The 14,070-nt window shown below is 69.4% G+C and carries 10 protein-coding genes; 6 read left to right on the forward strand and 4 right to left on the reverse strand.

Annotation, left to right across the window (positions count from 1 at the left end):
• Positions 1-110 precede the first annotated feature (110 nt).
• A complete protein-coding gene (locus KF903_RS08055) occupies positions 111-2,765 on the forward strand; it encodes an Ig-like domain-containing protein (RefSeq protein ID WP_291213452.1) in 2,655 nt (884 codons plus the stop codon).
• A 402-nt stretch (positions 2,766-3,167) separates the two neighbouring features.
• On the opposite strand, the gene KF903_RS08060 is transcribed toward KF903_RS08055, so the two are convergent.
• Positions 3,168-3,974 (reverse strand): hypothetical protein, encoded by an 807-nt coding sequence (locus KF903_RS08060; protein WP_291213454.1) that lies wholly within the window; start codon positions 3,972-3,974, stop codon positions 3,168-3,170.
• Positions 3,975-4,154: 180 nt separating this feature from the next.
• Here KF903_RS08060 and KF903_RS08065 point away from each other — a divergent pair, with 180 nt between their 5' ends.
• Positions 4,155-5,819 (forward strand): NAD+ synthase, encoded by a 1,665-nt coding sequence (locus tag KF903_RS08065; protein WP_291213456.1) that lies wholly within the window; start codon positions 4,155-4,157, stop codon positions 5,817-5,819.
• A gap of 78 nt (positions 5,820-5,897) precedes the next feature.
• On the opposite strand, the gene KF903_RS08070 is transcribed toward KF903_RS08065, so the two are convergent.
• A complete protein-coding gene (locus KF903_RS08070) occupies positions 5,898-6,740 on the reverse strand; it encodes an outer membrane protein assembly factor BamD (RefSeq protein ID WP_291213459.1) in 843 nt (280 codons plus the stop codon).
• A 163-nt stretch (positions 6,741-6,903) separates the two neighbouring features.
• On the opposite strand from KF903_RS08070, the gene rluD reads away from it, so the two are divergent.
• Together rluD and pgeF are read left to right on the forward strand one after the other, a co-directional pair.
• Positions 6,904-7,869 carry a 23S rRNA pseudouridine(1911/1915/1917) synthase RluD gene (gene rluD / locus KF903_RS08075; protein ID WP_291213461.1) on the forward strand — a complete coding sequence of 322 codons (966 nt, stop codon included), beginning with the start codon at positions 6,904-6,906 and terminating at the stop codon, positions 7,867-7,869.
• Positions 7,870-7,873: 4 nt separating this feature from the next.
• The gene (gene pgeF / locus KF903_RS08080) at positions 7,874-8,629 is read left to right on the forward strand and encodes a peptidoglycan editing factor PgeF (RefSeq protein WP_291213463.1); all 756 of its coding nucleotides are present in this window, start codon (positions 7,874-7,876) and stop codon (positions 8,627-8,629) included.
• 171 nt (positions 8,630-8,800) lie between these two features.
• On the opposite strand, the gene KF903_RS08085 is transcribed toward pgeF, so the two are convergent.
• Positions 8,801-10,177 (reverse strand): serine hydrolase, encoded by a 1,377-nt coding sequence (locus tag KF903_RS08085; protein ID WP_291213465.1) that lies wholly within the window; start codon positions 10,175-10,177, stop codon positions 8,801-8,803.
• A 95-nt stretch (positions 10,178-10,272) separates the two neighbouring features.
• A complete protein-coding gene (folK, locus tag KF903_RS08090; RefSeq protein WP_291213467.1) occupies positions 10,273-10,782 on the reverse strand; it encodes a 2-amino-4-hydroxy-6-hydroxymethyldihydropteridine diphosphokinase in 510 nt (169 codons plus the stop codon).
• A gap of 229 nt (positions 10,783-11,011) precedes the next feature.
• Between folK and clpB the strand changes: the two genes are divergently transcribed.
• On the forward strand, positions 11,012-13,594 hold the full coding sequence (clpB, locus tag KF903_RS08095; protein ID WP_291213469.1) for an ATP-dependent chaperone ClpB: 2,583 nt from the start codon (positions 11,012-11,014) through the stop codon (positions 13,592-13,594).
• Between the two features lie 100 nt (positions 13,595-13,694).
• Positions 13,695-14,027, forward strand: a complete 333-nt coding sequence (locus KF903_RS08100) for a zinc ribbon domain-containing protein (RefSeq protein ID WP_291213471.1) — start codon at positions 13,695-13,697, stop codon at positions 14,025-14,027.
• The last annotated feature ends 43 nt before the right edge of the window (positions 14,028-14,070 follow it).

Below are 14,070 nucleotides of genomic sequence, written 5' to 3' on the forward strand. Positions count from 1 at the left end.
TGCATCGTCGTGGCCAGATCGCCGTGCCGATTTGCTGCCGTGCGGCAAATCGTGCGCAGGCGCCGATCGACGCTACCATTGCGGCAATTCGTCGCACTGGGGGAAGGGACATGCGCCGTTGCATTGCCGTGCTGTTGGTTGCCTGTGGAATCAGCGTCGCCTCGGCACAGTATCCGACGCAGGATCCCGATCGCGTTCCTTCGGTCACCGACCCTTCGGTGCCGCTGAGCTACGTCGGCAACAACGGCAGCATCTCGCTCGGCATCAATGCCGAAGGCGAGACCGAAGGCCAATTGATGGGCGTGTTCGCACGCAACGATGCGCGCGCAGTGGTCGGCCAGCTGTGGTGGGACCGCGCCGGTGCCGGCGGTGCGCAGTTCGATTTCAACTGGCTGTGGGGCGGCGATGCGCGGTTGGCGCGCGAGAATCCCGACCAGGCAACCGTGAGCCGGCTGAGCTTCGCGCTCGATCAGAGCGCGCAGCACGCGCGCAAGGCCACGCTGGGATTTGGCATCGAGCGGCGCGCGTTCGCGGCCGAGGGCTGGCTCGCGCACGGCGTGGGCGGCGCGCGCGGCGCCGGGCGCAGCCTGCAGGACGACGTCGTGCGCGTGAGTGGGCGCGACGAAGTTGGCGACTACACCACGGTCGAAACGACCACGTACGAGACGATATTCGAGAGCAAGCCATTCGGTACCGAGGTCGGCCTGCAGTTCAGCCGTGTGTTCGGACCGTGGGCCACGCGCGTGTACGGCGCGGGCAGTACGCAGGATGGCGATGGCACCCGGGTCACCACGCTGTCGCTCGGAGTGGACACGCCACTGGGACAGCGCGGCTGGGGTCTGGCGGCGCGCGCCGATCATGTACAGCGCAGCGGTCTGGACAGTGGTGACGACAATCGCCTCGCGGTGTTCCTGCGCTACGAATTCGGTCGCCACGGCTCGTTTGTGCCGACTGCACAGCTTGACAGTCCGGCTTGGATCGCGCGCTCGCTCGCGCGACCTTCCAGCGCCCATCCACGTACCGTCGAGACCTACCGCCGCGTCCGTACGCGCAACGTCAGCGTGACGCGCGGCCCGCGCCAATACAGCAACCGGTTCCCGCTTGCCCAGGCCGACAGCGTCAACGCGATCGCGGGCATGCCGTCCACGATCGACGTGCTGGCCAACGATTCCGACCCCGATGGCGACAGCCTCACGCTGGTGGCGGTCACTGCGCCCAGCCATGGCAGCGCGATGATCGTCGGCAACACGATCGTGTATACACCGGTTGCGGGCTACAGCGGCGCCGACAGCTTCAGCTACACGGTCAGCGATGGGCGCGGTGGCACTGCCACCGCGCTGGTCGGCGCCAACGTGGGTGCACAGGCCAATCGCGCTCCGCTGGCGCGCAACGACAGCGCGACCACGCCCTCCGCCCAGCCGGTGACGATTGCGGTGCTCGCCAACGATACCGATCCCGACGGCGACAGCCTGAGCATCGTGGCGGTGGGTACGCCGGCTCATGGCAGCGCCGTCATCTCCGGCGGCGACATCGTGTACACACCGGCGGCCGGTTACATCGGCAGCGACAGTTTCAGCTACACGATCGAGGACGGCCACGGTGGCAGCGCGAGTGCGATGGTCGTCGTCACCGTCGGAGCGCCAGCGAACCAGCCCCCCATTGCGGTGAGCGACAGCGTCACCGTTACCGCGGGCACGGCGACGACGATTGCCGTGCTGGCCAACGATCATGATCCCGACGGCGATGCGCTGACGATCACGTGGGTCGGCATCCCGTCGCACGGCAGCGCCACCGTGGTCGGCAATGCGATCGTCTACACTGCCGCGGCGACTGCCGTCGGCAGCGACAGCTTCGGCTATCGGATCACCGACGGCCGCGGCGGCGTCGCCAGTGCGCGGGTAGTGGTCAACATCGTGCACCTTGCGAACCAGCCGCCGGTCGCGGTCGATGACGCCGCCACCACGCCGGCCGGGACCACGGTGACGGTCAACGTGCTTGCCAACGATTCCGATCCCGACGGCGATCCGCTCACGATCACCGCGGTCGGCACACCGCTCGCCGGCACGGCAGCGATTGTCGGCAACGCGATCGTCTACACCAGCACCAACCTGACGTTCATCGGGACCGACCGCTTCAGCTACACGATCAGTGATGGGCACGGCGGCAGTGCGACCGCATTCGTGACGGTCACGGTGACGGCATTCGTCAACACGCCGCCGGTCGCGGTCGATGACGCCGCCAACGCGACCAATGGCGCGAGCGTGACGATCTACGTGCTCGCCAACGATTACGATCCCGACGGCGATCCACTCACGATCACCGCGGTCGGCACACCCACTTACGGTACGGCGACGATCGTCGGCAACGCCATCGTGTACACATCGTTCGCGACGTTCACTGTCGTCGACAGCTTCACCTACACGATCAGCGACGGCCATGGCGGCACCGCGACGGCGACCGTTCGCGTCGCCGTGAGCACGCTCGTCAACACCCCGCCCGTGGCGCAGGACGATGCGGCCGCCACGCCGCGCAATACGCCGATCGTCATCGACGTACTCGCCAACGACTCCGATCCCGATGGCGATCCGTTGGCGATCATCGCCGTCACCCAGCCCGCCAACGGTACGACGACGATCACTGCCAACGGCATCCTGTTCACGCCCAATCCGACGTTCTTCGGCGGCTTCGCCATCTTCAGCTACACGATCAGCGATGGCCGCGGCGGGACCGCAACGGCGATGGTGGCGGTGTATGTGAGCGGCTAGTGATTCGCGGCGCAGCGCCGCGGTGGCGGCGCCCGTGGCGCGCTGGCCCCGGCATAGGCGCGGTGGTGATGGCGTGCCCGCGTCGTCTGCGGCCGCGCCATGCCCAGTCTGCGCTGGGCCATTGCCGCGTTCGATGTTCCGGCTGGCACGGCGGCGCACCACGACGCCGGCATCGCCGATCTCATCGTGCAGGCGCGCGACGACGACCGCCGCCGGGCATCCCGGCGTGGCGACGGCCAACCGGTCGCTCGCGCTCGACGATCGCGCCACGGTGCCGATCGGCGGTGCGGTGCCGATCAACGTGCTGACCGATGCTTCCGGCCGCGCTGTCGACCCGCTCGCGATCGTTACCGTGACCACGCCGACGGTCGCCACGGCGGCAATCAAGGGCAGTGTGATCGTCTACACCATGCTCGGTCCGACCTGCACCTGCGTGGGCCAATTCAGCCCCACCGCCGGGCGGCGGGGCGCTGGTCCCGCCGCCAAGTGCGATACCGCATTGTCGACGAACAAGGTGCCGGGTTGGAGCATGATGCCGCCACCTGCGCCCGCGGCCGTATTGTGGTCGATCGAGACCGCATCGGGCGCCATGAAGACCAGGCCGCCACTGACATGCAGGCCGCCACCGAGCTGCGCGGCCGTGTTGGCGTGGATCCGCGCGCCGGGGTAGATCGTGAGCTCGGGCAAGCCCGCCTGCGCGGCCGTGCTCTTGAACAGGTACACGCCAGCGCCGTTATACGCGCGGTTGCCCGTGATCTCGTTGCCTTCGATGCGGACGCGCACGCCGACGTTGGCAGCCGTCACTACGCGCAGGCCGCCGCCATTGGCGTCGTCACGCCCGCCGCCACTCAGGCGCAGGCGACTGAGGACGCCCCGGTAGTTGGTGTAGGCAGCGGCCGCGAGCGGTTCCACGCGGATCACCGGATCGCTCCCGTTGCCGCTGATGGCGGCGTAGGGCTGGTCTTCGTCGTCGTCGAGATCGCGGCTGCGATAGCCGCCCTGGATCAATACCGACTGGTTGCCGATGAACAGCGCCTGGTTGGTGTGGCCGGCGGTATTGGCCACCATCACGTAGTCGAGATCGGGACCGTTGGCGGCCGCGGCGGTGAGCGCATCCTGGATCGAGGTGAACTGGCAGCGCTGATCGGTCGGCGCGCCGACGAAGAAGTACTCGAGGCTGGCCCAGGCGATGGCGCCATGACAGGTCATGGCGAGGACGAGGCACTTGGCAAGGCGGGACGTGGTGGTGGCTCCGACCCAGGCTGGAGGGCTGCGGCAGTTCGACCCCCCATACGCGCTTGCGGCCGCGAAACCCCAACATCGACCCGGCGGCAGGCCGCTACCGCATCTCCGTTATGATTCCGGGTCGGTCACCGCCACGCCCACGCCATGCCCACGCTGCGCCTTGCCCTTGCCCAGTTCGATTTCCCGGTTGGCGCGGTGGCGCGCAACGAGGCGCGCATCGGCGAGCTCATCGCGCAGGCGCGCGATCTGCATCGCGCCGACGTGGTGCTGTTTCCGGAGCTGGCACTGTCGGGTTATCCACCCGAAGACCTGCTGCTGCGGCCCGGCTTCCTCGCCGAATGCGCGGCGGCGATCGCGCGCATTGCCGCCCAAGTGCATGGCATCGTCGCCGTGGTCGGCTGGCCGCAGGCCGACGGCGCGGTGGTGTTCAACGCCGCCAGCGTGTTGCGTGACGGCGCGATCGAAACCACCTGCCGCAAGCGCGAGTTGCCCAACTACGCGGTGTTCGACGAGCGGCGTTATTTCGAGGTCGACCGCGACGCCGAACCTTGCGTGTTCGAAGTGAACGGCGTGCGCTGCGGCCTCGTGATCTGCGAGGACGTCTGGCATGCCGAGCCGGTCGAGCGCACCGCGCGTGCCGGTGCGCAGCTGCTGCTGGTGCCCAATGCCTCGCCGTTCGAGCGCGACAAGCATGCCCAGCGCGATGCGCTGCTCGCCACGCGCGTGGCCGAGAACCGCATCGGTGTCGCTTACCTCAACACGGTCGGCGGTCAGGATGGACTGGTGTTCGATGGCGCCTCGGTGCTCGCCGACGGCGATGGACTCATCCATCCGGCCGCGCGCGCGTTCGAGGAACATTGGCTCGTCGCCGACTACGACGCTGCCGCGCGCAGCTTCCACGAGCAGCTCTGGCCGGTCGAGGCCGACGAGTCCGCGACGTCGCTGGCATGGCGCGCGATCACGCTCGGTACGCGCGACTACTGCCGCAAGAACGGTTTCACGCGCGTGTGGATCGGCCTGTCGGGCGGCATCGATTCGGCGCTCGTGCTGGCGCTGGCAGTCGATGCACTGGGTGCCGCCAACGTGACCGGCGTGCGTCTGCCGTCGCGCTACACCTCGGCTCTGTCCAACGACCTGGCCACCGAACAGGCACAGGCGCTCGGGGTGGAGTTGCTCAGCGTGCCGATCGAGGCGCCGTTCGAGGGTTTCCTCGCCGCGCTGGCGCCGAGTTTCGCCGGGCGTGCCGTCGACGTCAGCGAGGAAAACCTGCAATCACGCTGCCGCGGCAGCGTGCTGATGGCGCTCGCCAACAAGCTGGGTGGCCTCGTGCTCACCACCGGCAACAAGAGCGAGTATGCGGTCGGCTACGCGACGATCTACGGTGACATGTGCGGCGGCTATGCGCCGCTCAAGGATCTGTACAAGACCGAGGTGTTCGCGCTGGCGCGCTGGCGCAACGAGCAGGCCGCCGCCCGTGGTGGGTGCGGGCCGAGCGGGTCGGCGAGCCTGCCGATTCCGCCGGCGGTGATCGCGCGCGCGCCTTCGGCCGAGCTGCGCGACAACCAGCGCGATGAGGACTCGCTGCCGCCCTACGATGTGCTCGACGCGATCCTCGTGCGTCATGTCGACCAGGAGCAGTCGCGGGCGGAGATCATCGCCGCCGGTTTCGATGCGGCGACGGTCGAGCGCGTGCTGCAGCTCGTGCGTATTTCGGAGTGGAAGCGCCAGCAGGCCGCGCCGGGCCCGAAGGTGTCACGGCGCGCGTTCGGTCGCGAGCGGCGCTATCCGATCACTTCGGGTTGGCGCTGACGCAGCGCCGGTGGCGCAGTCACCAGCACGCGCGGCTGCGCGTGCTGGCCAGGGCCGGACTCGCGGCTGGGCCGCGGCTCAACCGCGATTGGACAGCGGGATCAGCTTCCACCAGGTCGAGCGATAGTGCGGCCACTTGCCGCGCAGCGCCGGATGCTCGGGATAGTTGAGTTCGAGCACGCGCTTGGCGTCATCGGCGAGCTTCTGTTGGCCGAGCCTGGCGTAGCTCTCGTACATGATCGCCAGCGCATCGGCGACCTGCGGTGTTTGCGGATAGGTCTCGATGATGTCCTTGGCGCGGTTGGACGCCGCCACGTAGGCCTGGCGCTTGTAGTAGTAGAACGCGATGTGGAGTTCCGACTGCGCCATCGTGTTGCGCAACGCGATCATGCGCTGGCGTGCATCGGCGGCGTAGCCGCTGTTGGGATAGCGCGTTATGAGCGCACCGAAATCGTCGAACGACTGGCGCAGGTTGGCCTGGTCGCGCTTGGTCATGTCCTGGCCGACGTAGCGCTCGAGGAAGCCGCCGGAACGGTTGAAATTGACCAGGCCGCGCAGGTAGTAGGCATAGTCGACGTGGCGGTGCGTGGGATAGGTCTTGATGAAGCGGTTGACGGTGGAGTAGGCGTCGTCGGGCTTGTTGGACTTGTACTGCGCATAGGCCAGGTTGAGCTGGGCCTGCTCGGTGTAGGCACCGAACGGGAAGCGCGAAATGAGGCGCTGGAAACTGCGCGTGGCGAGGTCGTAGTTGCGATTGTCGATCGCCGTGGCGCCTTGCGCGTAGAGTTCCTCGACGCTCATGGTGTTCATCGCATCGCCCTTCTTGGCGCCGCGGTTGAACAGCGAGCAGCCGGCAAGCAGGGCCAGCAGGACGACGAGCGCGAGGCGCAGGATGGAGGTGGTGCGGAACGGGACTCGCATGCGGGTACGGGGCTCTGCGATGATGGACGGGTCGGCCGGATTGGCGGGGGCGCCTGCAAGCGCTCGCCACGCCCGCGCGGCACCGGCGGTGGCACGCGAGCCACGGATCATAACCCGAAACCCCGCCGGCGCTGGCAAGCCGGTCGTGGCCGGACCCAAAGTGATGACCCAAACCCAATCCACGCTGAACGCGACGATTCCCCACGAACTGGCCGGGCGCCGCTTCGACCAGGTGCTGGCCGAGCTGTTTCCCGATTACTCGCGCTCGCGCCTGACGGCCTGGATCAAGGCCGGCGCGGTGCGGCTCGACGGCGCGCCGGCGGCGCCGCGCCAGGGCGTGCGCGGCGGGGAGCAGGTCGAGGTCGACGTCATCATCGAGCGCGAGATCGGCGCCCAGCCCGAGGCGATCGCGCTCGACATCGTGCACGAGGATGCCGACGTCATCGTCATCGACAAGCCGGCGGGCCTCGTGGTGCATCCGGGCGCCGGCAATCCGGCCGGCACGCTGCAGAACGCGCTGCTGCATCTGGATCCGGGCCTGGCGCAGATTCCGCGCGGCGGCATCGTGCACCGGCTCGACAAGGACACCTCGGGGCTCATGGTGGTGGCGCGCTCGATGCGCGCGCATACGAGTCTCGTCGAACAGTTGTCGGCGCGCGACGTGCACCGTCAGTACCTGGCGATCGTGTACGGCGCGATCATCGCCGGCGGGCGCATCGAGGCGGCCATTGGCCGCCACCCGCGCGATCGGCTCAAGCAGGCCGTGCGCGAGGACGGCCGCGAGGCGGTCACGCACTATCGCGTGCGCGAGCGGTTTCGCACCATGACGCTGGTCGAGTGCCGGCTCGAAACCGGGCGCACCCACCAGATCCGCGTGCACATGGCGCATGTGCGCCATCCGCTGGTCGGCGATCCGCAGTACGGCGGCCTGCTCAAGCTCCCCAAGGGCGCCGACGCGGCGCTGGTCGAGGCGTTGCGCGGGTTCCGGCGCCAGGCGCTGCACGCCGAACGGCTCGCCTTCGTGCATCCAGGCAGCGGCAAGGAAGTCGCGTTCGAGATCGCGCCGCCGGCCGACATGCAGGCGCTGCTCGCGGCGCTGCGCGCCGACGCGCGCGAACACACGGCCTGACGCGATGGCGCGCGCGCTGCCGCGGGGATTCCTCGCGCCGCACTGGCCGCTGCCGGCATGCGTGCGCGCCGCGGTGACCACGCGCCAGATCGCCGGTGCCTCGCCGCCGCCGTTCGACGGCTTCAACCTCGGCACGCGCTGCGGCGATGATGCGCTCGCGGTGGCCTACAACCGCGGCGCGCTGGTGCGCCTGCTGGCGCTGCCGCGGGCGCCGCTGTGGCTGCAGCAGGTACATGGCGCCGGCGTCGTCGATGCCGATCGCGACGATCTGGCCGACGAGCCGCACGGCGACGCCGCGGTCACGCGGCGCGCCCATGTCGTGCTCGCGGTGCTCACCGCCGATTGCCTGCCGGTGCTGCTGGCCGCCGCCGACGGCAGCGCGGTCGGCGTGGCGCATGCGGGCTGGCGCGGCCTTGCCGCGGGCGTGCTCGAGGCCGCCGTCGCGGCCCTGCGCCAGCCGCGCGAGCGCGTGCTGGCGTGGCTCGGTCCCGCGATCGGCGCGCAGTCCTACGAGGTCGGCGAGGAGGTGCGCGCGGCCTTCGTCGAGCGCGACCCGGCGGCCGTCGCCGCGTTCACCGCGACGCGGTCGGGGCACTGGCACTGCAACCTTTATGCGCTTGCGCGGCAACGCCTGGCCGCGGCCGGCGTCACCCAGGTCCATGGCGGTGGCCACGACACGTTCGCCGACGCGCGCTTGTATTCGTATCGGCGCGACCACACGACCGGCCGCTTCGCGACGCTGATCTGGCGCGAGGCATGACGAGCCTGTTCGCGGGCCTGCCGGATCGGTGCTTCGACGAACTCCCGCCACGCGGCGCCTTGCCTGCGGCCGCGGCCACGCAGCGCTACCGCGGCGAGGTTGCGGTCGAGCGCGGCGGCGGTGGGCTGGTCGCGCCCTGCGCCTGGGCAGGCCGGCGCCGCGGCAGCATGCTCAGCGCGCCGGTTCGAGTGCGGCAAGGATGTGCGCAAAGTGCCGGTTCACGTCGAATGACTTGCCTTCGGGCGTCCAGCCCAGGCGCACGATCACCGCGTCGCGCGAGGGGATGATCGCAACGTACTGGAAGTTGTGGCCGACCGCGCAATAGGTGTCGACGGGCAGGTCCGCCAGGAAGCGCTTGGCACCGTGCCCGTCCTCGCCCGTGTTGAGCCAGAAGTGCGCGCCGTACGGCGACGACGTGGTCGCGCCGCCCGCTGAGCGCGCGAAATCGACCCAGCGCTGCGAGACGATGCGCCGGTCGCCGGCGCGACCGCCGTTGAGGTACAGCAGGCCGAGGCGCGCCCAGTCGCGCGCGGTCGCGTACATGTAGGAACTGCCAACCGGCGTGCCCGATTCATCGGCCGCCATCACGAAGCTCGTCATGCCGGCAGGGCCGAACAGGCGCTCGCGCGCGAAGTTCGTCATCGTGGCGAGCGAGCCACCGGTGGCGTCGCGCACGATCCGCGAGACGATGTTCGCGGTGCCCGAGGAGTAGGACCAGACCGTGTCGGGCGGCGCCGCCAGCGGGGACCGTTCGGCGAATGCGGCCATGTCGGCGGAGGCGAAAAGCATGTCCATCGCATCGCCGCCCGGCGCGTAGCGTTCGGTGAAGGCGAGGCCGCTGCGCATCCACAGCAATTGCGCGAGCGTGATCGCGCGGCGGTCGTCCCCGGCCCAGGCGGCAACCGGTGCGGCGGCGTCGAGCGCGAGCTTGCCGTCGTCGACGAGGATGCCGGCAAGCGTCGCCACGACGCTCTTGCTCATCGACCAGCCGAGCAGACGCGTGTTGCGGTCGAACCCCGGCGCATAGCGTTCGGCGACGATGTGGCCGTGCTGCACGACGATGATCGCGCGCGTGTCGGCGTGCCGCGCGCGTTGGGCGGTGAACGCGGCGGCAACCGCGCGATCGAGCGCCGCGCGGTTCACCTTGGGTGCGGCGCCGGCGGGCGGCGCGTCGCCCAGCGGCCACGGCCGCGCCGCATCGCGTGCGGGCAGCGGCACCAGTCCTTGCGTCTGCGCGAGGAGGTCTGCCGCTTCATGCGAACCGGTCAGCAGCGTGCAACCCACGCCGGCGCGGAACAGCGACGTGCGCGAGCCACCGTCGGGCGCCGTCGCAGTCACCGCATGGGCGCGATCGTCCACCGTGAACACGACCTTGCGCATGAACGGGGCCAATGCCCGCACGTCATCGCGCAGCACGCGCGCGGCCGGGCGCCCGCTGACGTAGACGCCCGCGCAGGCCAGTTGCGCCGATACCGCGACGCCGAGCTCGGCTGGGCTGCGCACCGTCGTGGCTGCCGCCGCCGCCCCGGCGGCGCACGCGAGCAGCATCGTGGCCAAACTCCTGCTTGCGATCATGTGCATCTCCTGGGTCCGGTCGCCGCAACACGCGGTGCCGGCGCGTGCCGGCACCGCATCGGGCGTGTTCACCCGTCGCTGATCGGCTCCACGCCGCTCGCGTCGATGAGGCGCAGCGCCTCGGCGACTGTGCCGTGGCCCGGAAAGCTCTGGTCGGGCGCGATCTCGGCCAGCGGCACGAGCGCGAACGCGCGTTCGTGCAGGTGCGGGTGCGGCACGCGCAGGCCCGGCTCGTTGATGACGTGCTCGGCAAAGAGCAACAGGTCGAGATCGAGCACGCGCGGGCCCCAGCGTAACGAGGCGGTTTCACCCTGGCGGTCGCGTCCGGCCGCGCGCTCGATCGCGAGCAGTTGCGCGAGCAGCGTGGCCGGTTCGAGCTCGGTTTCGACGACTGCGGCCGCGTTGACGAAATCGGGCTGGTTGACGTGGCCCCAGGCGCCACTGCGGTACAGGCGCGAGGCAGCGACGAGCCGCGTTTGCGGCAACGTGGCGAGCGCATCGAGCGCATCGCGTACCGCGCGGCGCGGATGGCCGATGTTGGCGCCCAGACCAATGCAGGCGGTGGTCGGTCGGCTCATCGTCGGCTCCGGATCGGGGTTGGACACGGCGCGGCCTTGGCCGGCGCCCGCCGTAGTGTCGCGGCGGCCATCACCGGCCGCAAGGACCGCCGGCGCGCCGGTGTGATCCGGTCGCCGGCACTGCTTGAAGACGCCGCTGGGGCGCACCATCTAGCGCCCAGCGGGATCGACCGATCCATCCATTCCACCGCGCCGCGCCCCGCGCGGCTGCAGCACGAGGAGAGCGCAGATGCGCATGGACAAACTGACTTCGCGGTTCCAGCAGGCCCTGGCCGATGCCCAGTCGCTCGCGGTGGGGCGCGACCACAACATGCTCGAACCGGTGCACCTGATGGTGGCCCTGCTCGACCAGCAGGGTGGCTCGACCGTGCCGCTGCTGGCGCAGGCCGGCATCAACGTGCCCAATCTGCGCACGCGGCTCGGGCAGGCCCTCGAACGGCTGCCGCGCGTGGCGGGGCAGGAGGGCAACATCAATGTCTCCAACGACCTCGGCCGCCTGCTCAACCTGACCGACAAACTTGCCCAGCAGCGCGGGGATGCCTTCATCGCCTCCGAGCTGTTCGTGCTCGCGGCGCTCGATGACAAGGGTGAGCTCGGCAATGCGCTCAAGGCGGCTGGTGCGAGCAAGGCTGCGCTCGAGCCCGCGATCGACAAGCTGCGCGGTGGTGAGAAGGTGCAGTCGGAGGGTGCCGAGGACCAGCGCCAGGCGCTGGAGAAGTACACGATCGACCTCACCGCGCGCTCCGAGGGCGGCAAGCTCGATCCGGTCATCGGTCGCGACGAGGAAATCCGCCGCGTGGTGCAGGTGCTGCAGCGGCGCACCAAGAACAATCCGGTGCTGATCGGCGAGCCCGGCGTGGGCAAGACCGCGATCGTGGAGGGCCTTGCCCAGCGCATCGTCAACGGCGAGGTGCCCGAGGGCCTGCGCGACAAGCGCGTGCTGTCGCTCGACATGGGCGCGCTGATCGCCGGCGCCAAGTTCCGCGGCGAGTTCGAGGAGCGCCTCAAGGCCGTGCTCAACGACCTGGCCAAGCAGGAAGGGCGCGTGATCCTGTTCATCGACGAGCTGCACACGATGGTCGGCGCGGGCAAGGCCGAGGGCGCGATGGACGCCGGCAACATGCTCAAGCCGGCGCTCGCCCGCGGCGAGCTGCACTGCATCGGTGCCACCACGCTCGACGAATACCGCAAGTACATCGAGAAGGACGCCGCGCTCGAGCGGCGCTTCCAGAAGGTGTTCGTCGGCGAGCCGAGCGTCGAGGACACGATCGCGATCCTGCGCGGCCTCAAGGAAAAATACGCGGTCCACCACGGCGTGGAGATCACCGATCCCGCGATCGTCGCCGCGGCCACGCTGAGCAACCGCTACATCGCCGACCGCCAGTTGCCCGACAAGGCGATCGATCTCATGGATGAGGCCGCCAGCCGCATCCGCATGGAAATCGATTCCAAGCCCGAGGAGCTCGACCGCAAGGAACGGCGCCTGATCCAGCTCAAGATCCAGCGCGAGGCGCTCAAGAAGGAAAAGGACGCCGAGTCGCGCCAGCGCCTGGCCGACCTCGAAGCCGAGATCGGCACGCTCGAGCGCGAGTTCTCCGACCTCGACGAGGTCTGGAAGAGCGAAAAGGCCGCGCTGCAGGGAGCGACCAAGGTCAAGGAGCAGATCGAGCAGGAGCGGCTCAATCTCGAAGCTGCGCAGCGCCGGCAGGACTACGCCGCGATGAGCGAGATCCAGTACGGGCGCATTCCTGCGCTCGAGAAGCAGCTCACGGCCGCGCAGGAAGCCGAGCGCAAGGGCTTCACGCTGTTGCAGGACAAGGTCACCGCCGAGGAGATCGCGCAGGTGGTCAGTCGCTGGACCGGCATCCCGGTCAGCAAGATGCTCGAAGGCGAGCGCGACAAGCTGCTGCGCATGGAGGAGGAACTGCATCGGCGCGTGGTCGGCCAGGACGAGGCCGTGCACGCAGTGAGCGACGCGATCCGCCGCGCGCGTGCGGGCCTGTCCGATCCCAACCGGCCGACCGGCTCGTTCCTGTTCCTTGGCCCGACCGGCGTGGGCAAGACCGAGCTGTGCAAGGCGCTCGCCGGCTTCCTGTTCGACAGCGACGAGGCAATGGTGCGCATCGACATGAGCGAGTTCATGGAGAAGCACTCGGTCAGTCGCCTGATCGGCGCGCCGCCCGGCTATGTCGGCTACGAGGAAGGGGGTTACCTGACCGAGGCGGTGCGGCGGCGGCCCTACAGCGTGATCCTGCTCGACGAAGTCGAGAAGGCGCACCACGACGTGTTCAACGTGCTGTTGCAGGTGCTCGACGACGGTCGCCTCACCGACGGCCAGGGCCGCACGGTCGACTTCCGCAACACCGTGATCGTCATGACCTCGAACCTCGGCTCACAGTTCATCCATGAATACAGCGGCGATGACGAGGCTGCCTACACGCAGATGAAGGCCTCGGTGATGGGCGCGGTGCAGGCGCATTTCCGCCCCGAGTTCATCAACCGGCTCGATGAGATCGTGGTGTTTCGCGCGCTCGACAAGGCGCAGATCCGTGCGATCGCGCGCATCCAGATCGCCTACCTGGAACGGCGTCTGGCCGAGCGCCAGCTCAAGCTCGCGATCAGCGAGCAGGCGCTCGATCTGCTCGGCAACGTCGGCTTCGATCCGGTCTACGGCGCGCGCCCGCTCAAGCGCGCGATCCAGCAGCAGCTCGAGAACCCGCTCGCGCGCGAGATCCTCGAGGGCCGCTTCCAGCCGGGGCAGACCGTGCGCGTGGATGCGCAGGGCGGACACCTCGTGTTCGCACACGGTTGATGTGCCGCGCCGGCGCAACCGCCAGCGGCCCCCGGTCGCTGGCGGCCATGTAAGCTGTGCGCCGGTTGCCGATTCCCGTTCCCGAGACCGATCCAGCGCCATGCCCATCTACGAATTCCAGTGCCCCACCTGCAAGCATGTATTCGATCGCCTGCAGAAGTTGTCCGACCCCGACCCGACCACGTGCCCCGAGTGTGGCCGCAGCGGGGTGCACCGCCGCGTGACCGCGCCGGCGTTCCGGCTTGCGGGCAGCGGCTGGTACGAGACCGACTTCAAGGGCAAGGGCGAGGCCAGACACAACCTCGCCACCGGTGACGAGGCCCCCAGGCCGGCCGCCGCCGACAAGGCGGGCGCAGACAAACCGGCAAGTGACACGCCGGCAGCCGACAAATCGGCAAGCGACAAGTCGACGGCGAGCAGCAGCGACGGCTGACCATTGTTTGCGATTGGCATGCCGATTGCCTCTACACTGTGGC

Origin of the sequence: Dokdonella sp. (assembly GCF_019634845.1) — a bacterium.
Lineage (GTDB): Bacteria > Pseudomonadota > Gammaproteobacteria > Xanthomonadales > Rhodanobacteraceae > Dokdonella_A.